The 25,377-nt window shown below is 63.6% G+C and carries 22 protein-coding genes, 1 other RNA gene and 1 pseudogene; 14 read left to right on the forward strand and 10 right to left on the reverse strand.

Annotated features, from left to right (window positions below; all coding sequences use genetic code 11):
• The first annotated feature begins 37 nt into the window (after positions 1–37).
• Positions 38–667 carry an MOSC domain-containing protein gene (locus CK215_RS21310; protein WP_066990667.1) on the forward strand — a complete coding sequence of 210 codons (630 nt, stop codon included), beginning with the start codon at positions 38–40 and terminating at the stop codon, positions 665–667.
• Between the two features lie 70 nt (positions 668–737).
• Here the strand turns inward: CK215_RS21310 and CK215_RS21315 are convergent, their stop codons facing one another.
• The 3 genes from CK215_RS21315 to tsaA all read right to left on the reverse strand — a co-directional run bounded on the left by CK215_RS21315 (position 738) and on the right by tsaA (position 2,612).
• A complete protein-coding gene (locus tag CK215_RS21315) occupies positions 738–1,697 on the reverse strand; it encodes an aminotransferase class IV (RefSeq protein WP_095832067.1) in 960 nt (319 codons plus the stop codon).
• 97 nt (positions 1,698–1,794) lie between these two features.
• Entirely contained in the window at positions 1,795–2,109 is a 315-nt protein-coding gene (locus CK215_RS21320) for a DUF2293 domain-containing protein (protein WP_066990672.1), read from the reverse strand.
• Entirely contained in the window at positions 2,106–2,612 is a 507-nt protein-coding gene (gene tsaA / locus CK215_RS21325; protein ID WP_066990675.1) for a tRNA (N6-threonylcarbamoyladenosine(37)-N6)-methyltransferase TrmO, read from the reverse strand. The genes CK215_RS21320 and tsaA overlap by 4 nt, the downstream gene beginning before the upstream one ends.
• 141 nt (positions 2,613–2,753) lie before the next feature.
• On the opposite strand from tsaA, the gene CK215_RS21330 reads away from it, so the two are divergent.
• Positions 2,754–3,761: a metalloregulator ArsR/SmtB family transcription factor gene (locus CK215_RS21330; protein ID WP_067328997.1), complete on the forward strand. Its 1,008-nt coding sequence runs from the start codon at positions 2,754–2,756 to the stop codon at positions 3,759–3,761.
• Positions 3,761–4,678 carry a methylenetetrahydrofolate reductase [NAD(P)H] gene (metF, locus tag CK215_RS21335; protein WP_095828949.1) on the forward strand — a complete coding sequence of 306 codons (918 nt, stop codon included), beginning with the start codon at positions 3,761–3,763 and terminating at the stop codon, positions 4,676–4,678. Before CK215_RS21330 ends, metF begins: the two co-directional genes overlap by 1 nt.
• Positions 4,679–5,091: 413 nt before the next feature.
• Here metF and CK215_RS21340 read toward each other — a convergent pair.
• Positions 5,092–6,010 (reverse strand): annotated as a pseudogene (locus CK215_RS21340) (DMT family transporter).
• 216 nt (positions 6,011–6,226) lie between these two features.
• On the opposite strand from CK215_RS21340, the gene CK215_RS21345 reads away from it, so the two are divergent.
• Positions 6,227–7,447: an alanine racemase gene (locus CK215_RS21345; RefSeq protein WP_095783861.1), complete on the forward strand. Its 1,221-nt coding sequence runs from the start codon at positions 6,227–6,229 to the stop codon at positions 7,445–7,447.
• A 37-nt stretch (positions 7,448–7,484) separates the two neighbouring features.
• Here the strand turns inward: CK215_RS21345 and CK215_RS21350 are convergent, their stop codons facing one another.
• Positions 7,485–8,663, reverse strand: coding sequence for a lytic murein transglycosylase (locus CK215_RS21350; RefSeq protein WP_066990689.1), 1,179 nt, complete (start codon positions 8,661–8,663; stop codon positions 7,485–7,487).
• Between the two features lie 171 nt (positions 8,664–8,834).
• A complete protein-coding gene (locus CK215_RS21355) occupies positions 8,835–9,626 on the reverse strand; it encodes a GH25 family lysozyme (RefSeq protein ID WP_095832068.1) in 792 nt (263 codons plus the stop codon).
• Between the two features lie 229 nt (positions 9,627–9,855).
• Here CK215_RS21355 and CK215_RS21360 point away from each other — a divergent pair, with 229 nt between their 5' ends.
• Positions 9,856–11,241, forward strand: coding sequence for a serine hydrolase (locus CK215_RS21360; protein ID WP_095832128.1), 1,386 nt, complete (start codon positions 9,856–9,858; stop codon positions 11,239–11,241).
• Between the two features lie 6 nt (positions 11,242–11,247).
• Here CK215_RS21360 and CK215_RS21365 read toward each other — a convergent pair whose 3' ends face one another.
• The 3 genes from CK215_RS21365 to CK215_RS21375 form a co-directional block, all read right to left on the reverse strand.
• Positions 11,248–11,913: a class I SAM-dependent methyltransferase gene (locus CK215_RS21365; RefSeq protein WP_095832069.1), complete on the reverse strand. Its 666-nt coding sequence runs from the start codon at positions 11,911–11,913 to the stop codon at positions 11,248–11,250.
• Entirely contained in the window at positions 11,910–13,157 is a 1,248-nt protein-coding gene (locus CK215_RS21370) for a DUF3419 family protein (protein WP_170950347.1), read from the reverse strand. Before CK215_RS21370 ends, CK215_RS21365 begins: the two co-directional genes overlap by 4 nt.
• A gap of 84 nt (positions 13,158–13,241) precedes the next feature.
• Positions 13,242–16,865, reverse strand: coding sequence for a hydantoinase B/oxoprolinase family protein (locus CK215_RS21375; RefSeq protein ID WP_095832071.1), 3,624 nt, complete (start codon positions 16,863–16,865; stop codon positions 13,242–13,244).
• A gap of 173 nt (positions 16,866–17,038) precedes the next feature.
• Here CK215_RS21375 and CK215_RS21380 point away from each other — a divergent pair, with 173 nt between their 5' ends.
• The 5 genes from CK215_RS21380 (at position 17,039) to rnpB (ending at position 20,210) form a co-directional block, all read left to right on the forward strand.
• Positions 17,039–17,239: a hypothetical protein gene (locus CK215_RS21380; protein ID WP_082954075.1), complete on the forward strand. Its 201-nt coding sequence runs from the start codon at positions 17,039–17,041 to the stop codon at positions 17,237–17,239.
• A 132-nt stretch (positions 17,240–17,371) separates the two neighbouring features.
• Complete coding sequence (locus CK215_RS21385) at positions 17,372–18,091, forward strand: DnaJ family molecular chaperone (protein WP_067329023.1); 720 nt, start codon at positions 17,372–17,374, stop codon at positions 18,089–18,091.
• On the forward strand, positions 18,088–18,855 hold the full coding sequence (locus tag CK215_RS21390) for an N-acetylmuramoyl-L-alanine amidase (RefSeq protein WP_095828954.1): 768 nt from the start codon (positions 18,088–18,090) through the stop codon (positions 18,853–18,855). Before CK215_RS21385 ends, CK215_RS21390 begins: the two co-directional genes overlap by 4 nt.
• Before the next feature lie 185 nt (positions 18,856–19,040).
• Complete coding sequence (locus CK215_RS21395; RefSeq protein WP_095828955.1) at positions 19,041–19,751, forward strand: transglycosylase SLT domain-containing protein; 711 nt, start codon at positions 19,041–19,043, stop codon at positions 19,749–19,751.
• A 58-nt stretch (positions 19,752–19,809) separates the two neighbouring features.
• Positions 19,810–20,210: RNase P RNA component class A (gene rnpB, locus CK215_RS21400), an RNA gene on the forward strand.
• A 24-nt stretch (positions 20,211–20,234) separates the two neighbouring features.
• Here rnpB and CK215_RS21405 read toward each other — a convergent pair.
• Positions 20,235–21,350, reverse strand: coding sequence for a cystathionine gamma-lyase (locus tag CK215_RS21405; RefSeq protein ID WP_095783824.1), 1,116 nt, complete (start codon positions 21,348–21,350; stop codon positions 20,235–20,237).
• Positions 21,351–21,747: 397 nt separating this feature from the next.
• On the opposite strand from CK215_RS21405, the gene mraZ reads away from it, so the two are divergent.
• Genes mraZ through CK215_RS21425 form a run of 4 tightly spaced genes read left to right on the forward strand, consistent with a single transcriptional unit; the run spans position 21,748 to position 25,340 of the window.
• Positions 21,748–22,206 carry a division/cell wall cluster transcriptional repressor MraZ gene (gene mraZ, locus CK215_RS21410; RefSeq protein WP_095832072.1) on the forward strand — a complete coding sequence of 153 codons (459 nt, stop codon included), beginning with the start codon at positions 21,748–21,750 and terminating at the stop codon, positions 22,204–22,206.
• Entirely contained in the window at positions 22,203–23,219 is a 1,017-nt protein-coding gene (rsmH, locus tag CK215_RS21415; protein ID WP_095832073.1) for a 16S rRNA (cytosine(1402)-N(4))-methyltransferase RsmH, read from the forward strand. Before mraZ ends, rsmH begins: the two co-directional genes overlap by 4 nt.
• A gap of 4 nt (positions 23,220–23,223) precedes the next feature.
• A complete protein-coding gene (locus CK215_RS21420; RefSeq protein WP_066990723.1) occupies positions 23,224–23,619 on the forward strand; it encodes a hypothetical protein in 396 nt (131 codons plus the stop codon).
• Positions 23,616–25,340 (forward strand): penicillin-binding protein 2, encoded by a 1,725-nt coding sequence (locus tag CK215_RS21425; protein ID WP_095832074.1) that lies wholly within the window; start codon positions 23,616–23,618, stop codon positions 25,338–25,340. The genes CK215_RS21420 and CK215_RS21425 overlap by 4 nt, the downstream gene beginning before the upstream one ends.
• Positions 25,341–25,377: the final 37 nt, after the last annotated feature.

Genomic DNA, 25,377 nt, shown 5'->3' on the forward strand with positions numbered 1-25,377 from the left:
ACTGGACCGAGTAGCCGAGCGTCTCTAGACCAACGCTATGCAGGAAACGAACCTAGAGCTTTTTCCGTCGGCGGAGCCGACGGCCGACATCGTCGCCGGCCGCAAGCTGACAGCATTGGCAGCGGCACTCTATGCCGCGCCGTCCGATCATTTCGAGACAAGGCCAGTGGACGAATTGCGCCTTGGCTTCGACGGGATCGAGGGTGACTTCCATGCCGGCGCGACGCGGCGCTCCGGCGGGCGCGAGCCCTGGTACCCGCGCGGCACCGAAATGCGCAACGAGCGGCAATTGTCGCTCGTCGCCGCAAATGAGCTCGCCATCGTCGCCCACCGCATGGGCCTCGAGGAGATCAAGGCGGAATGGATCGGCGCCAACCTGATGATCGAAGGCCTGCCGCATCTTTCGATGCTGCCGGCGGGGTCGCTGTTGTTCTTCAAGGGCGGCGTGACGATCAAGATCGACGGCCAGAACAAGCCCTGCCGGGTCGCCGGGCAATCGATCGCCGAACATGTCAACGCGGCGGATCGCGACGCGACGGCCTTGCTGTTTCCGAAGACGGCGAAGAGGCTGCGCGGTCTGGTCGCCTGGGTCGAAAAACCCGGCATCATCAGGACCGGCGAAGAGATTTCGGTGCGGGTGCCGGAGCAGTGGATCTATCGCGCGTGATCGGGCTTCGGCTTTGGATATCGCCGGTTCAAGTCTCGCTCTGAGTGAACTGTTGGAGTGGCTTTGGTCGTCATCCGTAGCGCACCGCGCTCGACCAAGCCGGATCCTCGTGCTTTTGCCAGTAGAGGCGCATCAGACGCTCAGTGATCGCCCCGACCTTGCCATCGGCAACCGGAGCACCGTCGATCATCGTGACGGGCATGATGCCGCCGGCCGTCGAGGTGATGAAGACTTCGTCGGCTGACTTGAGCGCGGCCACGCTGACATCCGCGGCAACCGCGGACAGTCGCGCCTCGGCGCACAGGTCAAACACGGTGCGGCGCGTTATGCCGGGCAGCACGCCGACGGCGGGCGTGGTCAATTTGCCTGCCCTGACACAGAACACGTTGAAGCCTGGACCTTCGGCGAGGTTGCCGTTGAAGTCGAGGACCAGCGCGGTGTCGGCGCCGCGGTCATAAGCGTCGTAGAGCCCGCGCACCAGGTCCAGCCAATGGTAGTTCTTGATCGAGGGATCGATCGAGGCAGGTGGGATACGGACCTTGTCGCTGATCGCGACGTGGAGGCCGCTTCGCAACTGTTCGGCATTGGCGACCGAGCCGAAGGGGACGGCGAAAGCCATGAACCGGTTGATCGCCTGACGCGGATCGCGGCTGAAGGTCGGCGAGGCACCGCGCGTGCACAGCATCTCGACATAGGCGGCGCGATGGCCGGACAGCGCGACGCAATTGTGCAGGATTTCGGCAACGCCGTCGCGGTCGAACGGGATGGTCATGCGAAGCTTTTCCAGCCCGCCGAAGAAACGGTCGAGATGCAGATCGAGACGGAAAAAGCGGCCGTCCCAGACATGGACCGTGTCGTAAGTGGCGTCGGAATGCAGAAAGCCCCAGTCCAGCACCGACACCTTTGCCTGCGACATCGGCAGATATTGTCCATCGAGGTAAGCGACGCCGTTGGGATAGGCATGCGGATCGAGATGACGCTCTGACAGAACGGGTAGTGGCGCGGCAGGCGCGGGGGCGGCTTGGCTCATTTCGCTCCTTCTTCGTCGTTGTGGAAAGGCAGGCTAGCGTCCCGCTTCGAATGAAGTAAGAGCCAGGCCAACGGCGCTGTCTAGCCTAGCCTGTGCTTTACTCGTCCTCGTCATCCTCTTCCAGCAGCCGCGTCGCGCGCCAGCGGGTCAGCACCTCATTGGTCTCGTCGATGACAAAGAAGCGTGCCGAGTCGCGGTCATAGCCTTCGGCCAGCAGTTTGTCATAGTCGGTATGGGTGTGGCGGACATGCGCGATGGTTGCCAGCCACACCGCGATCGTCGGCGGCAAGCTCTTCATATGCACGGCTCCGGCATCGGCGCGGATTTTTTCCATGTCGGAATAGGGGGCGAGCGGCAAGAGCGCGGTGAGCGCCTTGGCAATCGCGCGGCGGCGGCCGGTCGGCGCGCTCATTTCTCCTCGCGTCCGGCAATGGCCGCCTCAGGGAAGGCATCGGTCGACGCATAGTAGGGCTTGATGTCGACGACCGGCGTGCCGTCGAGCACGTCGATGGCGTCGATCTCGATCCGGCCTTCCTCGATATCGAGCGCGACGAGCTTCGCGATGTGCAGGCCGACAGGGTTCGGCCGGGCAGGGGAGCGCAGCGAGAAAACGCCTTTCGGTTCAGCCGCATGGCGCGGTTTCTGCACAATCAAATTCCGTGGGGCATGATCGAGCCAGGACAGGATGACGATGTGGCTGGCGCGATCGAGGTTCTGCAGCCCCCGGCGGTAGGGCTTGTCGATCAGGATGGCCGCAGTCCGGCCGGTCTCGCGGGCGGCGCGCATGTTCTTGGGACAATCCTCGCGGCTCGTCCAAGGCGAGGCGATCCGGCCGATGAAGACGACATGGCCGTCCGGCGGCAGATCGGCCGGGTCGTTTTCCAAGAGCGTCTCGTCCTCGCGTCTCTCGAACATCGTTCAATCAATCCGCGGACGCATGGCCTGCAATGCGCGGATCATGGCTGCGCCATTTTCTTGTCAGGGAGCGACATAGCGCTTGCCAGGCTTTCAAATTCGACATAAACATATCTTTATATCTTTCAGCGAGAACCTTTCATGCATGTCACGCTCGACACGATGGTAGATACATTGAAGGCGGCTGCCGAATCCAGCCGCCTGCGCATTCTGGTGCTGCTGTCGCGCGGCGATCTCACGGTCTCCGACCTCACCGAAATCCTTGGCCAGTCGCAGCCGCGCGTCTCACGGCATCTGAAGCTGCTGCTCGATGCCGGGCTGATCGGCCGCTACCAGGAAGGGTCCTGGGCCTTTTTCAGGCTATCGGACACAGACAGCTCGCGCGATTTCGTTCAGCGGCTGGTCTCTGGCGTGCGCGAGGCCGACCCGCAGGTGGTGCGCGACCTGGAGCGGCTGGCCGCTGTCAAGCGCAAGCGGCAGGACCGGGCCGCGGAGTATTTTTCGGAGAACGCCGCCAGCTGGGATCGCATCCGCTCGCTGCATGTGCCGGATCGCGCGGTGGAAGCGGCACTGCTCAAGCTTGTCGGCAAACGGCCGTTCCAGTCGATGCTCGACCTCGGCACCGGCACGGGCAGGCTGCTGGAGATCTTCGCGCCGCTCTACCGGCGCGGCGTCGGCATCGACATGTCGCGCGAGATGCTGACGGTGGCGCGCGCCAATCTCGACAAGGCCGGCGTCGCCAATGCGCAGGTGCGCCAGGGCGACATCTTTTCGCCGCCCGTCGAGCGCAACGCCTTCGATCTCGTCACCATCCACCAGGTTCTGCACTATCTCGACGATCCGGCCCGCGCCATTGGCGAGGCGGCGAGGCTGTTGCGTCCGTCCGGCAGGCTGGTGATCGTCGATTTCGCGCCTCACAATCTGGAGTTCCTGCGCGACCAGCACGCGCATATGCGGCTCGGCTTTTCCGACCGGCAGATCGCCGACTGGTTCGAGGAGGCAGGACTTGACCTCGAAGAGAGCCAGGAATTCGAGCCGCGCGGCCAGGCCGAGGCGAGACTCACCGTCAAGCTCTGGTTGGGTCGCGATCGCCGCCTGCTGATCGCCGATCCGTCCAACGACACACTTCCAGCAAGGGAAACAGCCTGATGAACCAGTTCCGCTTTTCCCGCCGCCCCGATATTGGCGACAAGGTCCGGGTTTCGTTCGAGTTCTTCCCGCCCAAAACGGATGAGATGGAAGCAAGGCTCTGGGACACCGTCACAAGGCTCGAGCCGCTCAAGCCGCGCTTCGTCTCGGTGACCTACGGTGCCGGCGGCTCGACCCGAGAGCGCACGGCGCGCACCGTGAAGCGCATTCTCAACGAGACGACGCTGACGCCGGCGGCGCATATGACCTGCGTCGACGCGGCCCGGCATCAGGTCGACGCCGTCATCCAGGAATTCGCCGACTTTGGCGTCACCCGTTTCGTCGCCTTGCGCGGCGATCCGGCCGCAGGCGTGGGGACCGCCTATCGTCCGCATCCCGATGGTTATGCAAACGGCGCCGAACTGGTCGGGGCGCTGAAGAGCGTCGGCGATTTCGACATCTCGGTCTCGGCCTATCCGGAAAAGCATCCGGAAAGCCCGGACTTCGCCACCGACATCGACATGCTCAAGCGCAAGGTCGACAATGGCGCGACGCGGGCGATCACCCAGTTCTTCTTCGACAACGACCTCTACGAGCGCTATGTCGAGCGCGCGCGCCGCGCCGGCATCTACATCCCGATCGTGCCGGGCATCCTGCCGGTGCACAACTTCACCCAGGTCGCCAATTTTTCCTCCCGCTGCGGCGCGCTGGTGCCGGCCTGGCTGGCCGAGCGCTTCGAAGGGCTGGAGAACGATCCGCAAACGCATGCACTGGTGGCCTCAGCGGTCGCGGCAGAGCAGGTCCATGATCTGGTCGAGCGCGGCGTCGGCGATTTCCATTTCTACACGATGAACCGTGCCGATCTGGTCTTCGCCGTCTGCCACATGATCGGCATCCGCTCGCATGAGGCGGAGGCGGCCGGCTCGGCCGCGGCCTGATGAAGTGTGCAGCGGTTTTGCGAAACGACATGCATCCCAAACAATGATTGAAACGGAAAAGGCCGGGCGGAACCCGGCCTTTTCGAATCGGTTGGACTCATCCTCGGTGCTGGTCTTCCCGGCTTCGGCGGGTCAGGGAAGAACGCCCATGATAAGGGCGCCGATGAATGCAAACGCAGCACAAATCATCAATGCGTTGATTGGCCTCGTCAGTCCCATGCCATAGCCTCCTCTTAAGAGCTATGGCCGGAATCTAGAGTCATTTGGGTCACAGGCAAGCGGAAAATGTGCTGCATTGCGACGCGATTGTGGAATTTGCGACCTCGAATTTGCCGTTAGCCATTGAAACTCTTCGGCAAAAATCGAACCAAGGGTTTGTGAATAAATTATGGCGAAGCCGTGGCATGGCACCGCTACCATCGGCCGAACAGGCGCCCGTCAGGTGATCAGACCGACTCCGATCAGCGCCATGCCGCCCATTTCGAAGAGCTGCAGCCGCTCGCCCAGAAACAGGAATCCGAGCAGCACGGCACTCACCGGTACGATCAAAGTGACCAGCGAGGCGTTGGTGGCGCCGGCCGAGGCAACGAGGTTGAAATAGAGGATGTAGGCAAAGGCTGTGGAGAGCAGGGCCAGCCCGAGCACCGCGGCCCAGACCGGCGGCGAGACCGAAAACAGCCCGGCCGGGCCGTAGGCAATCAGCACGACGGGGATCATGATGATGGTCGATGCGGTCAGTTGCCCGGTGGCGATGACCGGCGCAGGCACCCCCTTGAAGCGGCGCGCGATCATCAGGGCAATCGCGTAGGACACCGAGGCGCCGATCAGCGCGAACTTGGCCCAGACCGGCTCGCCGAGACCGACAGCCAAACCAGGACCGATCATGACAGCTGTTCCTGCAACGCCGAGCGAGATACCGGCCAGCTTGTTCCAGGACAGTTTTTCGTCAGCGGTGAGCGCATTGGCGAGGAGCAGCGTCCAAAATGGCGTCGTGGCATTGAGCGCAGAGGCAATACCGGCGCCGAGCTCGGTCTGGCCGGCGAAGATCAGCGAAAACGGAATGACATTGTTGGCCAACGCCAGCAGGAAGAACAGGCCGGCGTGGGGAAAGGCGAGACGGAAGGACGGGCCGCGGATCGCCAGATAGAGCTGAAGCGCGGCCGCCGCGATGGCGACGCGAAACAGCACCAGCGCCAAAGGATGGATCTCCGCCACGGCAATGCGGGCAAAGAAGAAGGAGCCGCCCCAGATCGCGCCGAGCAGCAGGAGCTGCGCCCAATCCCTGAGCGTCATCGGTCCGGGTGTCGGCGCGGCGCCAGCCGCCATCGTCATGTCGTCACCCCTCCCATGCCGATCGCTCCCTCAATCCGCCGAACCAGCTCCAACCGATATACGGTTCGGTGGCAAGGGCCACCCGAAACCTGCACAATGGTTTAGCGTGACGCAAAAAAGGGGTGCGGCCGCTCGCAGGCGAAGGCGAGACACAGAACTGTTTTCTTTGGCGGCTAGCTAGGATTAGTTGTGCGCGCCGAGATCAAGGATTCGTCCATGCAGCGATTCGAAAATGCCCGCGAGGCGGCACTGGCGCTTCGTCCGGACGATCCGGTCTATTGCTTCCGCCCGCAGGTGCTTAAGGCCGATGCTTTGCAGTTCATGGGCATGTTCCCGGGCAAGACCGCCTATGCGGTCAAGACCAATGGCGAGCAGATCGTGCTGAAGACGCTGGTCGAGGCCGGCGTGAGCGCCTTCGACGTCGCCTCGCCCGGCGAGTTCGCCGCCGTGCGGGCCGTCTCGCCCGAGTCCGAAATGCTCTACATGCATCCGATCAAGGCGCAGTCGGACATCAAGCTGGCGCTGGAGAAATACGGCATCCGCGTGATTTCGCTCGATCATGAGGACGAGATCACCAAGCTGACGCGCGTGGTGCGTGCGCTCGACATCGATCCCGGCGCTCTCACCGTCTTCGTGCGCATCCAGACCAAAGGCCACGCGGCCTATGAGCTGTCGAAGAAATTCGGCGCCGGTCCCGCCAATGCGGTGGAGCTTGCCGAGCGGCTCAACCGTACCGGCTACAAGGTCGGGCTGTGCTTCCATGTCGGCAGCCAGATCGAGGACCCCGACACCTACGAGCGCGCGCTGGCCTCTGCGGACTGGGTGCGCAACCGGCTGACCTTCGACATTGCCGGGCTCGACGTGGGCGGCGGCTTTCCGGCCGAGTACGGCCACGATCCCAACCGCAAGCACATCGAGATGCCGTCACTCGGCCAGCTCATGTCGCGGCTGGCCGGCGACCTCAAGGAATACCAGTTCGACGAGATGCCGCTGGTCGCCGAACCCGGCCGCGTGATCGTGGCGCGCTGCCTGTCGCTGATCGTGCGCGTGCTCTTGCGCAAGGGCAAAAGGCTCTACATCAATGACGGCATCTGGGCGTCGCTCTCGGATTCATGGACCGGCAAGATCACGCTGCCGGCGCGCTTCATTCCCGATCCGGCGATCCGCACGCGCAATGGCAGCGACAAGACGGTCGTGCCGTTCAAGGTTTGCGGCGCAACGTGCGATTCCGTCGACATATTGTCGAGGCCGTTCTGGCTGCCGGAAACGGTCGACACCGGCGACTGGATCGAGATCGGCCATATCGGCGCCTACTCGCTGTCATTGAGGACGCGATTCAACGGGTTCTATCCCGACACGTTCGTGGAGGTGACGACGCCGTTCGACGAGGGCGACGCGCCGCAAGGTTTCGCAAGCCTGGAGACGATGGCGGATTGAGCTCCCCCTTCTCCCCTTGTGGGAGAAGGACAGGGCGCTACAATTTCGCCAGCAATTCCGGCGTCGGCCAACCGTCCACGGCCATGCCCAGGCGCATCTGCTCCTTGCGGATCGCTTCGCGGGTATTCGTGCCGAGGATACCGTCGACCGTGCCGACATCGTAGCCCTTGGCCTCAAGCTTGGTCTGCAGGGCCTTCATCTGGTCACCGTTGAGGCCGGGCTCGGGCGTGCGCGGGTCGAATTGCGGCGCCCCGGCCAGACGGGTCGCCAGCACCGCAGCGGTGAGCGCGTAAGTGAAGGACTGGTTCCATTCCAGATAAACGTCGAAATTGTCGTAGGTCAGGAAGGCTGGACCCTTGCGACCCATGGGCAAGGCGAGCCCGGCCTTCAGGCCGTTGTCGACGAGCGGCGTGCCGTCCGGATTGGTCACGCCCCATTGGGCCCATTGCGACAGCGGCAGCTTGTTGGTGCGGCCGGTCTGGTCCCAGGGCATGTCGTCGGGAACACGCACCTCCTCGACCCAGGGCTGGTCGCGCTTCCAGCCGCGCGACAGGATTTTGTCGGCCGTGGTCATGATCACGTCCGCCACGCTGTTCCGGAGATCGACCTTGCCGTCGCCGTCGCCGTCAACGCCGCGGGCGAGATAGTCGGTCGGCAGAATCTGCGTCTGGCCGATCTCGCCGGCCCAGGCGCCCTTGACATCGGCCGGCAGCACGCCGCGGTCGATCAAGGTCAGCAACGGCACCAATTGCGGCCGGAACAACTGAGGGCGGCGGCAGTCGTGCGCGAGGGTGACCAGCGCGTCCAGCGTGTGGAAATCGCCCTGTACGGCGCCGAAATCCGTCTCCAGTCCCCAGAACGCTGTGATGACGGCCGGCTGCACGCCGAATTCCTTGTCGGCGCGCGCGAAGACGTCGGCATATTTCTTGAGGTTGGCCGCGCCCTGCTTCAGGCGATAGGCCGAGATCATGCGGTTCGAGAATTGGGTGAAGGTCTGGGCGAACACCCCTTGAGCGCGGTCGCGCGACAGCACCTTCTCGTCGATCGCGGCATTTTCCAGCGCCTCCAGGCCAACGGCGCCGACGCCGGCTGCCTTGGCTTCCGCGGCCACGCCCTGTTTCCACGCTTCGAAATCGCCGCCGCATTCCTGCGCCGCCGCAGGCCAAGCGAAAGCGCCGACCAGCAGCGCCGCCAGGATTTCAACGCGCAATCGCATCGCTTCCCTTACGAGACCGGGGCATGATCACGGCCGGGTGCGGACGCATCATGCGTAGATTTCAAAATTCAGGAGCGCCGTGCGGCACCCCGGTGGGGTGCGCCGCTCCGCATCGCCAGCGGTTGCAACTATCACCGCCCGCCATGTCGAAAGCAGGCAAGGGGGCCGATGTCAACGGGTGTTCTGCCGCAGCCACTTGTTCCAGGCGGCTTCCGAGCCGTTGAAAACATTGATGTCGGACTTGCCGGTCATGCCGGGCACGATGCCGGTTCCGGTGTACTGCCAAAAGGTGAAAGGATGGCTGCCATACTTCTGGCGCGGATGGCCGGCGACCGAGCGCAGCCAGTAAGGATAGCCGCGGAACGTCGCCAGGTTATTGTCATCGAAGAAGTCGAGCGACGTATAGATGATCGGCTTCTTGCCATAATGGCGCTCGACGATCTCGAGAAAGGTGGTCATCTCGCTGCGCACCGTCGCGGGATCAGGGCGCAGTCGGCAGGTCGGCGACTTCGGGTTCCATTCCATGTCGAGCACCGGCGGCATCGCCGACGGATCTTTCGGAACATTGGCGATGAACCAGCGCGCCTGGGTGGCGGCCGGGGTGCAGAAATAGAAGAAATGATAGGCCGCGCGCGGGATTCCGACGGCCTTGGTGCGTGCCCAGTGCTCGTTGAAATAATCGTCGAAGCGATCGCCGCCCTCGGTCGCCTTGATGAAGGCGAAGGAGATGCCGCTGGCCTTGGCCGTCGGCCAGTCGACAGAGGTCTGGTATTTTGAGACGTCGGTGCCGTGGACCGCATAATTCCACGGCGCGCCGCTGTCCCATTCATGCGGCTTGGAATCTTCGAAACGGGGCGCGCGCAGGGCGATCGTCTGCGATGACGGCGCCAGCGGCGATAGATCGTCCACGGTCGAGCAGGCGCTCAACAGCGTAAGCATCAGGATGGCCGCAAGACGGCGCATAGTATCCCCCGAGCCGGGATCAGCCGGCCGCTGATGGGTTCTTCACTGATGGTGGTCGCTTCCGCGCGCCCCTCCGGACGATCGCCCCACAGGACCGCCCAGTCTCTCCGTTCATCGCCGAACATGGTTGATAATCCATTGACGGCGCTCGACATCGACCATGATTTTGGAGAAGCAATGGCGGCAAATCGATGACATAAAGCGAACCGGAAAATCCAAGGGCGGAAAGATGCGGGCTGTTGTGAAGTTCATCAAATGGCTGCTCGGCCTCATTGTGCTGGCGGTGGTCGCGCTCTTCGCCTGGCTCTATCTTGCGCCGCCCGAACTGATCCGTGTCGGCTCGGGCTATGCGGCCAAGATCGTCTGCTCCAACGTGTTCATCGCCGGCCGCGACCCGAATGAAGTGCTGGCCGTCGACGTGCAGGCGCCGGGCCATCCGCTGCTCAAGCTGATGAAGGTATCCGTCGACAAGGAAAGGGGCCTCGTTTCGGCGGGCCTGCTTTGGACGCTTGGCAAGAGCGTCGCCGTAGAGCGCGACGGGGTCGGCTGCGCGTCGGTTCCGGATGGCGACACCGGCAAGGCGCGGCAGACCTCCGTCCACATCGAGCCTTTGGCGGTGGCCTCGCAGGATGCGCTCTGGCCGGAGGGCGAAAGGGTAGACGCCCTGCAAAACCCCGCGGTGACGAAGATCGTTGACGATGGCGCGATGGTCGGGACCGGCATGCGCGCGGTCGTGGTGGTGAAGAACGGCCGCATCGTCGCTGAACGCTATGGCGAGGGTTTTTCGGCCAAGACGCCTCTGCTCGGCTGGTCGATGACCAAGACGGTGAATGCCGCGATCGTCGGCACGCTGGTCAAGGACGGCAAGATGGCGCTCGACAACAAGGGCCTGTTCTCGCCGTGGAAGGCCGACGGTCGGGCGGCGATCAGTCTTGCCGACATGATGGCGATGTCGAGCGGGCTGGAGTTCAACGAGAACTATGGCGACGTCGCCGACGTGACGCGCATGCTCTATCTCGAGCCGGACATGGCGGGCTTTGCCGAGACCAAGCCGCTCGGCGGCGAGGTGGGCAAGGCATTTTCCTATTCGAGCGGCACGGCCGTCATGCTGTCGCGGCTGTGGCAGGAGGCAATCGGCGACAAGGCGAAGGCGCTGAGCTGGCCACGCACGGCGCTGTTCGAGCCGCTCGGCATGCGCAGCGCGGTGCTCGAAACCGACGAGCGGGGCACTTTCGTCGGCTCGTCCTATCTCTATGCCACGGCGCACGACTGGGCCCGCTTCGGCCAGTTCCTTCTGCAGGGCGGTGTCTGGAACGGCGCACAGATCCTGCCCACCGGCTTCGTCGATTGGATGCGGCAGCCGGCGCCGGCCTCGAAGGTTTACGGGAACGGCCAGGTGTGGATCGAGGGTCCGGGCGATGAGGAGAATCCGGGTGCGGGCGCTGCCGCCGGCCTGCCCAAGGACACCTACTGGATGGAAGGCCATGACGGCCAGACAGTGGCCATCATTCCGTCGGAGCAATTGGTGGTGGTACGGCTCGGGCTGACACCTGCCAAGCTCGGCTATCGGCCGCAGGCGATGGTGGCCGCGCTGGTGAAAGCTTTACACCAGTAAGGCTCTCTACATTCGAGCTCCGATGACGCCGAGCCAGGCATAGCCGCGATAAAGCGTTCTGAAACGGAAGGTTGCGCCGGTCCGTTCCGACTCCGAGTCAAGGACGTCGCGCAGCGAGGCGCGCGGTGTGACATGGAATTTCCGCAGCCAGCCGCGCAGCAAGGCCCGGAACCAGTTTGGCAGGCCCTCCTGCTGGCCGAAATCGACGACATGCAGCGAGCCGCCGGGTGCGAGCGCGGCAAGCGCGGCCGACACAGTCTTCTCCCAGCCGGGGATCATCGACAACGAATAGGATACGAAGACACGGTCGAAACGCCGTGCGCCGAAGAGCGCCGCGGGATCGAAATCCGTGGCGTCGCCGCGCGCCAGTTTGACTTTGTCGGAGAGACCTTCGCGAGCGATGGCCGCGTTTGCCGTCTCCAGCATCTCGGCCGAGATATCCAAACCGAAGAAGCGGGCGTCCGGATAGCTCCGGGCGGCAAGTACGATGTTGCGGCCGGTACCGCAGCCGAGCTCGAGCACGGTACCGCCTTGCGGCACGTCGAGCCCCGCTATCAGCCGGTCGCGGCCGAGCAGGTAGTATTTGCGGGTGATGTCGTAGATATGGCGCTGCCAGCGATAGACGCCATCCATCAGTTCGGCATGGCGGACCGGCAGCTCCGTCGTGCTCATGCGGCGCGCTTCACATAGAGATGGAAGCCGCCATAGATCGCCGAGCGGTCCCTGGCCGAGAATTCGCGCGAGGCCTCGGCTTCGTAGCGCCACTGGCCGAGCAGGGAACCCGAGACGCGGCCCGGCAGCAGGCTGGGCTCGGCCGCGGTGCGGAAGATCACGCGCGCGCCAACCGAGGCCGTGCGGGTGATCTCGGTCCACAGATCGTTGAGCAGGTCGTCGGTCATCCAGTCCTGGGCATCGAGCAGGACGAAGCGATCGACCGAGCCAGCATCCTTGCCGGCGAGGAATTTGATCAAGTTGGCATGATGGATGGAGACGCGTTCGGTGTTGGCGCGGATCGTCTTGTAGTTGCGCTGTTCCAGATAGGCAGGCAGGGCTGCCTCGCCGGGCTGCGGATAGCGGCGGGCAAAGGCCTGCCAGGCGAAATAGTTGTTCTTCAGCGGGAAATCGCAGGCGAGCTTCTCCAGCCGCGTCTTCAAGACGCTCGCCATCGAGCCGTCGCCGGACGTGATCAGCGAGTCGTACTGTGCCGGCGGAATACCCAGACCGAAAAGCGAGGCCTTGCGCGATGTCGCCCAGCGCAGCAGCTTCTTGTCGAAGACCGGCGCCAGCTGCTCGTTGAAGAAACGGCGCTGCTCGCCGATGTTCTCGGCCTTCATGATGCCGGCCGGATCGACACCAAACAGTTTTGCCACACGATGGCCCATGGCGATGAAGAGGCCAAGCAGGCCGGTCTGGTAGAAGTTGCGGTCGAAAACCGCGATGCGGCGGCGGCCGTGCCAGTTCCTGCGCTCCCAGTAGTGACGGCTGACCGGGTCGAGATGCGGCGCGATGAAGCGGTCGTAAGCTTCCGAGTTGTGGCTGGTGTCGGCTGCGCCGAAGAAACGGAACAGATCGCCCTGCGAGGGCAGATGGCGCACCGCCTCCAGCTTCATGCGGTTCAACGCGATGTGCGCGGCGTTGAGGTCGACGGCGTCGATCCGGGCCGGCGAACGGGTGAGGTAAGCCAGAATGTTGCAGCCGCCCGATGCGATTGTGACGACGCGATGGCCGGCGCCAAGCTGCATGGCGTCCATGTCGACCTCCGGGTCTTCCCAGATCTGGGGATAGACAAGGCCGGAAAACAGGAAGGCGAAAAGCCGCTCGGAAATGCCGTCCTTCGACAGGGCGCGGTTCTGGTAGACGGCTTTTCCAACCTCCTTGCCGCGTCGAAAAACGAGTTCTCCCGATACATCCGACATGGCAAGCTGATTCCCCGTTTGCATTGGCGCAAGCGGGTAGCGCAGCGTTGTGACAGGCGGGTGACAGGCTGCCGACGCTGAGTCTTAGGCCTTGCCGAATCCGCCGGGCGTCGGCGTGACGACGATGACGGCCTCGCCGGCGTCGAGCGTGGTCTGGTCGCAGGCCTTGAGCACCTCGATCGAGCCGTCGTTGCGTCTGACCTTGGTCGAGCCGGCCTCCCCGTCGCCGCCGCCGTTCAGACCCTGCGGCGGGCGATCTCGGTGAGAGGAGAGGATGGCGCATTCCATTTTTTCGAGGAAGCGGATCGTGCGTTTGGTGCCGCTGCCGGCGTTCCATTTGCCTTTGCCGCCGGAACCATCCCGGATGTGGAAGTCTTCCAGCACGACCGGGAAGCGCAGTTCCAGCACTTCGGGATCGGTAAGCCGCGAATTGGTCATATGCGTGTGGACGCCGGAGGTACCGGCAAAGCCGCGGCCCGAATTCATTTGGCCGGCCGGCGAGCCGGAGCAGATCGTCTCATAATATTGGTATTGCCGGTTGCCGAAGGTGAGATTGTTCATTGTGCCTTGCGCGTTGGCCATCGCGCCCATGGCGCCGAACAGCGCGTTGGTGACATGCTGCGAGGTCTCGACATTGCCGGCGACGACGGCGGCAGGGTAGGAGGGTTTGAGCATGCAACCGTCGGGGATGACGATATTGATCGGCCTGAGACATCCGGCGTTCATCGGGATCATGTCCTCGACCATGACGCGGAAGACATAGAGCACAGCGGCTCGCGCCACCGGCTCCGGCGCATTGAAATTGTTCTTCATGACCTTCGAGGTGCCGGTGAAATCGACCGTCGCGTCGCGCCTTTGCCGATCGACGGTGATCTTCACTTTGATCACCTGGCCGGTGTCGGTGGCATACTCGTAGTCGGAACTGTCGGGCAGCCTTTCCAGCACGCGGCGCACGCTCTCGGCGGCATTGTCCTGAACATGGCCCATATAGGCCTCGACGACAGCGAGGCCAAAATGCGCGACCATCTTGCGCAACTCCGCCACGCCCTTTTCGTTGGCGGCGATCTGCGCCTTGAGGTCGGCGATGTTCTGGGCGGGATTGCGGGCAGGATAGGGATGGTCGGTGAGGAGCGCCTCGAGCTCCTCCTCGCGGAAGCGGCCGCGATCGACGATGCGGAAATTGTCGAACAGCACGCCTTCCTCGTCGACGGTGGTGGCCAAAGGCGTCATCGAGCCGGGCGCCGTGCCGCCGACATCGGCATGGTGGCCGCGCGAGGCCGCCCAGAAGAGGATTTCCTTGCGTGCGTCGTCGAACACCGGCGTCACCACGGTGATGTCGGGCAGATGCGTGCCGCCATTGTAGGGCGCGTTGAGAGCAAAAACGTCGCCGGGATGGATATCGCCCGAATTCAGGCGGATGACGGTTTCGACCGAGCGGTCCATGGACCCCAGATGCACCGGCATGTGCGGCGCGTTGGCGACCAGCGCGCCATGGCGGTCGAACACGGCGCAGGAAAAATCGAGCCGCTCCTTGATGTTGACGGAATAGGCGGTGTTCTGCAGCGTGACGCCCATCTGCTCGGCGATCGACATGAAAAGGTTGTTGAAGATCTCGAGCATCACCGGATCGGCTTCGGTGCCGAGCGCCGCCTGCCGCGCCTTTTTCTCTATACGCCGCAGCAGCACGTGGTTCCTGGCCGTGATCTCGGCCTGCCAGCCCGGCTCGACGACGATGGTCTGGTTCGGCTCGATGACGAGCGCGGGGCCTGCCACCTTGTGACCGGGCTTCAAATCCTCGCGCCGGAAGATGCCGGCATCGCGCCAGGCGCCGTCGGCGAAGAATTGCCGGGACTGCCAGGGGCTTGCCACCTGGTCTTCGAGCCCTGATTCACTTTCGTCGCGGCCGGCGGTCCCGACATCGCTGCCTTCGACGCCGACTGCCTCGACGATCATCGGCTTGTCTTCGTAGACGAAGCCGAATTGCGCCTTGTGCGCGGCCTCGAAATCGCTCCTGGCGCGAAAAATCGAGCCGTGCTCGAAGTTGACCGGCAAAGTTGTGTCGGTGCCGTCATAACGGATCTGCAGGACCGGCTTTGAGGCGATGGCGTCTTGCGCAATGCCTTGCACTGCAAGCTCGGCGATGACGCCCTGGTGCAAGGTCGCAATCAGGTCCTCGATCGAGGAGCGGGATTCTTCGGCGAGCGGCTTCAGTAACGCCTGCTGGCGCGAGGCGAAAACCGTCGACAGCCCGATGCCGTAAGCCGAAAGCAAGCCGGAGAAGTGGTGGATGAGCACCGCTTCCATGCCGAGCGCATCGGCGACAAGGCAGGCATGCTGGCCGCCGGCGCCACCGAAACAGTTCAGGAGATATTCGGTGACATCGTAACCGCGCTGCACCGAAATCTTCTTGATGGCGTTGGCCATGTTCTCGACGGCGATGGTGACGAAACCCTCGGCCACCGCTTCGGGCGAGCGTCCATCGCCGATCTCGGCGGCTAAAGCCGCGAATTTTTCGCGCACGGCGGCGACGTCGAGCGGCTGGTCTTGACCGGGGCCGAAGATCGCCGGGAAGACGTCGGGCTGCAGCTTGCCGAGCATGACATTGGCGTCGGTGACGGCGAGCGGGCCGCCGCGTCGATAAGCGGCCGGGCCGGGATTGGCGCCGGCGGAGTCCGGGCCGACGCGGAAGCGACCGGCCTCGTAATGCAGGATCGAGCCACCGCCGGCCGCGACCGTATGAATACGCATCATCGGCGCGCGGATGCGAACGCCGGCGACTTCAGTGTCGAAGGCGCGCTCGTATTCGCCGTCATAATGGGCGACGTCGGTCGAGGTGCCGCCCATGTCGAAGCCGACGACCTTGTCGAAGCCGGCGAGCTTCGCCGTCTCGACCATGCCGACGACGCCGCCGGCCGGGCCGGAAAGCAGCGCATCCTTGCCCTGGAACATGTCGGCGGCGGTCAACCCGCCCGATGACATCATGAACATCAGCCGCGGGCCGGCGCCCAATTCTCCCGCTACCCTTTGCACGTAGCGTGACAGGATCGGCGACAGATAGGCGTCGACCACCGTGGTGTCGCCACGACCGACCAGCTTGATCAGCGGCGAGACCTCGTGGCTGACCGATATCTGGCTGAAGCCGATCTTGCGGCAGACTTTCGCGACTGCCTTTTCATGGTCGGGATATTTCCAGGCGTGCATGAAGACAATGGCTACCGCGTCGATGCCGTCGGCCTTGGCCTGCTCGATCGCCGGGCGGCAGGCGGCGATGTCGAGCAGGCGCTCGACGGACCCGTCCGCGCGCACGCGCTCGTCGATCTCTACCACCCGCTCATAGAGCTGTTCGGGTAGGATGATCTCCTTGGCGAAAATATCCGGCCGCGCCTGATAGGCGATGCGCAGCGCGTCGCGAAAACCCCTGGTGATGAGCAGCAGCACGCGGTCGCCCTTGCGCTCCAGCAGCGCGTTGGTAGCGACAGTGGTGCCCATTTTTATATCGCCGATCCGCTCCGCGGGAATGGCGGCGCCGGTTTTCAGTCCAAGCAGTTCGCGGATGCCCTGGATAGCGGCATCGGCATAGGCCTCAGGGTTCTCCGACAAAAGCTTGCGGGGATGCAGTCGGCCTTGCGGATCGCGGCCGATGATGTCGGTGAAGGTCCCGCCCCGGTCGATCCAGAAATCCCATTTGTTGGCTGCGGCGTCCTGCATGCTGCTTATCCGTTATCTGCGACAACCCGTTCTGTTAGTTCGCCGTTTTGGCCCCGGCAACCATGCGCCTGGTGTTACACATGGAAACGCAACGTTACGAAACCCAGGTCTGATTTCTGCATTTCTTCTGCGACGTTCACCGAAACGTGAGCGTTTGCTGAAGGAGAGATACCATGAAGAAGCTTATTCTGGCGTCTGTTTCGGCGCTCGCCCTGCTGGGGGTCGCGGCTTGCAGCGACAGCAGCACCGACAACACCACCACGCAGAGCACCAACCCGCCGGCCAACGAACAGCCAATGAAGCCGGCCACCCCTGACCCTTCGAAGCCTGCTGAACCGGCTCCGGCAACACCTCCTGCTGCGCCCGCGCAGTAGAAGTTCATCCACTGAAATCAGGAAGGCCGGCCCTGTGCCGGCCTTCCTTTTGGCGGGACTGTCCCCAAAGTCGTTCGCCCTGCGGCATCGTCCCGGCTTGATAGCGGTGCCCGGTTCGCACTAAGAAGCCGCATGTCGATTTGGGACCGCCTCGGCGACTTCATCGCTCGTGTTTCGTCGTCGGCGTCCTCGGGCGTCGGCGATGTCGTCGAGGCCGTGCGGACCATGTACTCGGGCGACCCGGATCTACGCCGGCGCGTGGCCTTCTCGGTGGCGATGATCGCGCTTTCGGCCAAGATGGCGAAGGCCGACGGCATCGTCACCCAGGACGAGGTGCGCGCCTTCCAGGAAATCTTTGAGGTGCCGCCGAGCGAAACGCGCAATGTGGCGCGCCTCTATGACCTCGCCAAGCGCGATGTTGCCGGATTTGAAATCTACGCCCAGCGCATGTCGCAGCTTTGCGGTTCCGGTCATGCGAATTGCAAGATGCTGGAAGACATACTCGACGGGCTGTTCCACATCGCCAAGGCGGATGGCCTGGTTCACGAGAGGGAAGGGCAATTCCTGCATCGCATCGCCGAGATTTTTCAGATCGATGAGGCGCATTACCAGGCGATCCTGGCGCGCCACGTCAATCTCGGCGCCGCCGATCCCTATGTGGTTCTGGGCGTCGAACGCGGGAAGCCATTCGAGGAGGTCAGGAAGCGTTATCGCAAGCTGATCTCCGACAACCATCCCGACCGGCTGATCGCGCGCGGCCTGCCGCAGGAATTCATCAAGATCGCCACGACAAGGGTCGCCGCGATCAATGCCGCCTATGAGATGATCGAACGGGGCCTCAGGCACGTATGAGCGGTTTCTTGCCCGACCAGCCGGGTGCCGAGGTCAGGCTATCGCCGAATTTCGGTCCGCGACGCGAGACGGTCAGGCCCGACATGATCGTGCTGCACTATACCGGCATGCCGACGGGGCCCGGGGCCGAGGCCTGGCTGTGCGATCCGGCAAGCGAGGTATCCTCGCACTATCTTGTGCATGAGGACGGCCGCATCGTGCAAATGGTGCGCGAAAGCGACCGCGCCTGGCATGCCGGCAAGAGTTCATGGTTCGGGTGCACCGACATCAACTCCTGCTCGGTCGGCATCGAGATCGTCAACCCCGGGCATTCGCTGGGCTACAAAACCTTCCCGAAGCGGCAGGTCAAGGCCGTGATCGATTTATGCGCGGGGATCGCGGGCCGGCATTCCATTCCACCGCAAAGGGTGCTTGCGCATTCCGATGTGGCGCCGGGACGTAAGGTCGACCCGGGCGAGAAGTTTCCCTGGAAGGCGCTCTTTGCCGCCGGTGTCGGCCATCTGGTTCCCGCGGCTCCGATCAGGACGGGCGCGGCGCTGAGGGCGGGCGACGCAGGTGCTGACGTGGAAGCCCTGCAATCGATGCTGGCGCTTTACGGCTACAGCGCCGAGATATCGGGTGTCTTCGACCGCCAGACGGAAATCGTGGTGGCGGCATTTCAGCGGCATTTTCGACGGCGGCTCGTCGACGGCGTGGCGGACGGTTCGACGATCAGCACGCTCCAAAGGCTGTTGGCTGCGGTAAAGGCAGCCTCTTCCAAATAGCCGGCCAAGCTGTCTAAATTACAATTTGTCATACAAAGTGAATTGCCTCGCCTTTATTGGCGCCAATTCGGTCTCCAAACGCATCTCCCGCAAGTTGTCGGGCATCTATCCCTCCAAGATGCTCCGGTGTTGGATTGGCCCCGCCGCGTGAAATTCTTCGCGCGGTTCTAACAGAACAGGAATACATGCAAAGATTGACCGTTGTAGCGGCAGCCGTTGCTGCCGGAGTGATGACTTTTGCCTTCAGCCCAGCGAACAGCGCCCCCCTGAGCCTCCGGGCGGCGGACAATGGGTTTGCTGCGACCCCTTCAAAGCCCAAGGCTGCGCCAAGCGCCAAGACTTCGACGGCCAAGAGAGCTACCCCGGCGAAGGTGCAGAAAGCCGCCGCAGCGCGGTCCGCGAAATCAAGAGTCAAACGCTACGCAAAGCGCAGCAGGCAAACCATCGACCTGACCGCGACAGCTTCCATCCGTCCTGAAAAGCCCGCCTTGTCTTCTTCGGCAACTGGCGACGGCCAATATTCGGCGATCATCGCCCGCTATGCGGCAAGCTACGGCGTGCCGGTGTCGCTGGCCAAGGCCGTCATCACGATCGAGAGCAACTTCCGGCCCAACATGGTCGGCGGCGCCGGCGAGATCGGCCTGATGCAGATCAAGCCGGCGACGGCCCGGATGATGGGCTATACCGGTTCGGTCAAGGGACTGTTCGATCCCGACACCAACATCAAATACGGCATGAAGTACCTCGCCATGGCGCAGGGGCTAGGCGGCGGCACCACCTGCGGCACAATCCTCAAATACAATGCCGGCCATGGGGCGACGCGGATGAATCCGATTTCGGCCGCCTATTGCAGCAAGGTGAAGGTGCAGATGGCGGCGCTCGGTTCGCCTGTCTAAGCGGGACAGTTGTCTTTTTTGTTGCGTTTTCAGGCGCGAATCCCTTTATACGCCCTTGCCAGCTGGCCGGGCGGCCGCGCCCGCAAGAGCCGAAAGGCTGCGGGTGAGGAAAGTCCGGGCTCCATGGAGACACGGTGCCGGCTAACGGCCGGCGGGGGAGACCCCAGGGAAAGTGCCACAGAAAGCAAACCGCCGCGGCATTTGCCGCGGCAAGGGTGAAAGGGTGGGGTAAGAGCCCACCGCGCGACTGGCAACAGAAGCGGCACGGCAAACCCCACCGGGAGCAAGACCGAATAGGGGCGGTGCGAAGGGAAACCTTCGAGGGCTGTTTCCGGCCCACCGCCCGGGTAGGTTGCGTGAGGCGCATGGCGACATGCGCCCAAGATGAATGGCCGCCACGTTCCCGCGCCGCAAGGCGTGGGGGCCATACAGAACCCGGCTTACAGGCCAGCTGGCATTTTCCTCCACAGCGCTCCGAGCCGCTCAGCCGCCAAGCCGGTCCAAAGACGCCTCGATCGCCTGCCAGAGCTCTTCCACCGGCTCGCAGCCGACGGCCAGCCGCACGAAGCCGGGCGGCACGGCATCGCCGCGCTTCGATCGCCGCTCGGCCGATGTATGGACGCCACCAAACGAGGTCGCCGATTCAATCAGCGCGCAGTTGTTGATGAAATCCTCGGCCTTCTCTTCCGAAGCCAGTTCGAACGAGATGAGAAAGCCGAAGCGCTCCATCTGGGCACGCGCCAGATTGTGCGAGGGGTCGCCCTCAAGGCCTGGAAAGCGCAAGCCGCTCACGGCGCGATGCCCTTTGAGCCGGCGGGCGATCGTTTCCGCCGAGGAGCACATGCGATCGTACCGCACCTCAAGTGTTTCAAGGCCGCGATGCACGAGCCAGGCCTCGAACGGCCCGGGAATGCCGCCGGCGGTTTCTCGCCAGTCCCTGACCTTGGCGATAATATCCGGATCGCGGCTGGCGACATGGCCGAACAGCACATCCGAGTGACCGTTGATCGCCTTGGTGTCGGCCGAGACCACGATGTCGGCGCCAAGGTCGAGCGGGCGCTGGCCGAAGGGCGTCATCGTCGTGTTGTCGACGATGAGGAGCGCACCTTGTTCGTGGGCGGTCTTGGCGACGGCGGCGATGTCGCAGATATCCAGCCTTGGGTTCGAGGGGGTTTCGACGAAGACCAGCCGGTAGCCGGCGAAGCCGCCGTCGAGCATGCTCGATGTCGGCCTCACGTCATAGGCGATGCCGAGCGGTTTCAGGAAACGCTCCGCCAGAGCCCGCGTCGTGTGGTAGCCGTCCGAGGGCAAGAGGATGCGGTCGCCAGATTTGACCAGCGCAAAGAACGTTGCCGAAATCGCCGCCATGCCCGACGGAAAGGCGATGCACTGCGCATCTTCGAGATGACCAAGCGCATGCTCGACCGCGTGCCATGTCGGATTGCTGAAGCGGCCGTATTGATCGAAGCCCGTCGCGTCGCCCGGCGAATGAAAGATCGAGGCCATTGTCAGCGGCAAAGGGATCGGATCGCCCTTGGCGAAATCGCCGCTGCGCAGATGGGCAAGTGTCGCGGCGCGTGACTTCGCGGTTTCGGACATTGGGCGCATTCCTTCACTGAACTGACGTCCGAACGCTAGGCGTGCCGGGCCTTCGCGGCAAGCCGCGTCCTTTTGGGCCAGAGCCTTCTAAACGCTTCGTTAGGCTTAAGGGACGATAAAGACGAGACGTGTCGCGAGCCTGCGCTTTCAGGTTGTGGCATGCGTGTTTGTGATGCCTCTTCCCGTTGACGCCCATATTACCCCATGATATCCCATTCTCATCAAGCTTTCGTTCCGCGTCAGGGTGAAGCGTACGCCAATCGGGCAGTCGCGGCGGCTGCGCGTTTGCCGGTCTTCGCCTTGGTGAATGAAGCGATTTGTCGCGAGGCGATGCGCGGCGGCGGCGCGGAGAAAAACATGGGCAGGGGTGCGGCGGCGAGAGCGGCTGTAAGGCGTAGTGGACCGATTTCTGTCAAACGCAGTGAACAGGATCGATGCGAAGGGGCGGGTATCCGTTCCGGCGCATTTCCGTTCGGTCGTGCAGAAACGTGGCTATGCGGAACTCTATGCGCTACGCTGCCTCGACCTTCCGGCGATGGACGTCGGCGGGCTCGATCTGCTCGACCGCTACGAGCAGCGGATCGCGCTGGAAGATCCCTTCCTGCAGACGGCGGACGATATGTCCTTCTTCTGCCATGGCGACGGGACGTTCCTGAAACTCGACCAGGACGGCCGCATCACGATGACCGATTTCATCCGCGAGCACACGGGCATCTCGAACGAGGTGGCCTTTGTCGGCCGCGGCAATTTCTTCCAGATCTGGCAGCCGGGCCGACTTGCCGCCTATGGGGCGCAGGCTCGAGCCCGGCTTTTGCAGCTTCGGCAGGGGACGAAGCCCGGGGAGCGACCGGAATGATGACTGGCCACGGCGATGATCCTCACGCCGTTGGCGGACTGGTCCGTCACATTCCGGTCCTCCTTGCCGAAGTGCTGGAGGCGCTTGAACCCAAGGCGGGCGAGACGATCGTCGACGGCACGTTCGGCGCCGGCGGCTACACCGCCGCCATCCTCGAGCGCGGCGCCTCGGTCGTGGCCATCGACCGCGATCCGGATGCGATCGCCGCGGGCAAGGCTCTGGAACAGCAGGCCGGCGGCAGGCTGAAGCTCGTTCAGGCGCCGTTCTCGACCCTGGACAGGCATGCCGAAAGCGCCGACGGGGTCGTGCTCGACATCGGCGTCTCGTCGATGCAGCTCGACCAGGCCGGGCGCGGCTTTTCCTTTCGCGCCGACGGACCGCTCGACATGCGCATGGCGCAGGCTGGCCTGAGCGCCGCCGACGTCGTGAACACCTTCAAGGCGGGCGACCTTGCCCGCATCTTCGGCTTTCTCGGCGAGGAGCGGCATGCCGGCCGCATCGCCCGCATGATCGAGGCCCGGCGCGAGAAGCGGCCCTTCGAGCGCACGCTCGATCTTGCCGACGCCATCGCCACCCATGTCGGCCGCGCGCCGAAGGACAAGATCCATCCCGCCACCCGCGTCTTCCAGGCGCTGCGCATCTTCGTCAATGACGAGCTCGGCGAGCTGGCGAGCGCGCTGTTCGCCGCTGAGCGGGTGCTGAAGCCGGGCGGCAGGCTCGCCGTCGTGACCTTTCATTCGCTGGAGGATCGCATCGTCAAGCGCTTCATCGCCGATCGCGCCGATGCGGCCAGCGGATCGCGTCATATGCCGGACGCGCCGGCGCGGTTGGCGACATTCCGCAAATCCGGCGGCGGGGTGACGCCGGGAGAGGCCGAGATCGCCGGCAATCCGCGGGCACGCTCGGCGAGGCTGCGCGCGGCCATCCGCACCGGCGCGCCTGCGCGGGCCGGCGACTTTTCGATTTTCGGCCTTCCAAAGCTTCCCGCCGTCGAGCGGCCGGGGGAGAGGTAAGCACGTGTTTCGCACCAGCGATATAGTCCTGATCGCCGTCATGGTCTCGGCGGCGGCATTGACCTACAAGACCAAGCGCGAGGCCGAGGACCAGCTGGCGGCGGTGCAGAAGCTGCAGGCGCAGATCCGCTACGAGGAAGACACAATCGATCTTCTCAAGGCGGACTGGAGCCTGCTCACCCAGCCGGCGCGGCTGCAGAAGCTTGCCGAAATCTACAAGTCGCAGCTCGGGCTCGAGCCGCTCAACGCCCACCAAATCGGCGGGCTCGACGACGTGCCGATGAAGCCGCTCAATATCGAGGACCTGTCGTCGCAGCCGCTCGGCGGCATGGCCGACAATTCGGGCAAAGGGCCGTCGGACGGCAAGGATCCGGTGGTGACCGGGAGCACCGTGCAATGATCAGTAGGCTTCCAGGGATCGGCAACCTGCTGAAGCGCCGAAGCAAGGCAGCTGAGGACGGCTCGATCGTCGTCGACGCCGCCCGCAAGGCAACCGGCGGCAAGGCCAAGACCCGCATCGTCATGACGATGGCGGTGTTCTTCACCATCTATTCGACGATTGCCGGCCGACTGGTCTATCTCGGCCTGCAGAATCCGGACAATTCAGGTGGTCCGCAGAGCCGCGTCACTGCATCGCGGCCGGACATCGTCGACCGCAACGGCGAGGTGCTGGCGACCGACATCAAGACGGCGTCGCTGTTCGCCGAGCCGCGCCGTATCGTCGACGCCGACGAGGCGATCGAGAAGCTCTCGACCGTGCTTCCCGAGATTGACTACGAGCAGACTTATCACAAGCTGAAGAGCGGCGCCGGCTTCGTCTGGCTGCAGCGGCAGCTGACGCCGAAGCAGCAGGCCGACATCATGGCGCTCGGCATCCCGGGTCTCGGTTTCCGCACCGAAAAGCGCCGCTTCTATCCGAGCGGCGAAACGTCATCCTACATTGTCGGGCTCACCAACATCGACAATCAGGGCATCTCCGGCATGGAGAAGTACATCGATGACCAGGGCCTGACCGATCTGCAGGCGTCAGGACTGGCGGTGGCCAGGGACCTGAAGCCGGTGAAGCTGTCGATAGACCTGCGCGTCCAGCATGTGGTGCGCGACGAGGTGGCGACCGGCATGGAGCGGTTCCACGCGATCGCGGCCGGCGCGGTGGTCCTCAATATCAAGACCGGCGAAGTCCTGGCCATGGCCTCGGTGCCGGATTTTGACCCCAACAATCCCTACAATGCTCAGGAAAAGGACCGGCTGAACCGTATGTCGGCCGGGCTCTACGAGATGGGCTCGACCTTCAAGAGCTTCACCACCGGCATGGCGCTCGATTCCGGCAAGGTGACGCTGGAGAGTCGCTTCGATGCGTCGCGCCCGATCAGGATCGGCCGCCAGACCATCCATGACTTCCACAGCAAAGGCCGTGTGCTTTCGGTGCCCGAAGTGTTCATCTATTCGTCCAACATCGGCTCGGCCAAAGAAGCCGAGGCTGTCGGCATCGAAGGGCATCGCGAGTTCCTGCATCGGCTAGGCGTGCTCGAAAAGATGCAGACGGAATTGCCGGAAGTGGCGCGCCCGACCGAGCCGAAAGTATGGAAGCAGGTCAATTCGATCACCATCGCCTTCGGCCATGGCGTCTCGACCACGCCGCTGCAAACTGCCGTCGGCTGCGCCGCATTGATGAGTGGCTATTTGATCGAGCCGACTTTTCTGCCGCGCACGGCCGAGCAGGCGATGGAGGTGGCCAAAAGGGTGGTCAAGGACACAACGGTGGACGGGATGCGCTATCTCTACGCGCTGAACGCCGAGAAAGGCTCGGGCAAGAGCGCCAGGGTTCCGGGTTATCGCGTCGGCGGCAAGACGGGCACGGCGGAAAAGGTCGTCAACGGTCGTTATTCGAAAGAGAAGAATTTCAACGCCTTCGTCGCCGCCTTTCCGATGGACGATCCGCAATATATCGTGCTGACTATCGCCGATGAGCCGAAGCCGGAAAAGCCTGGCATGGGCGCCACCGCCGCCTCGAATGCCGGCATCATGGCAGGCAACATCATCAGGCGTGCGGCTTCGATGCTTGGCGTGAAGCCAGATTTCAGCCATGAAAATGGTGCAACGCTGGTTTCCTATCAGTGATTCTTGGGGCGCGCCGGCAACTGCGCGCTATTTTGTT

This window comes from Mesorhizobium sp. WSM3864, assembly GCF_002294955.1.
Lineage (GTDB): Bacteria > Pseudomonadota > Alphaproteobacteria > Rhizobiales > Rhizobiaceae > Mesorhizobium.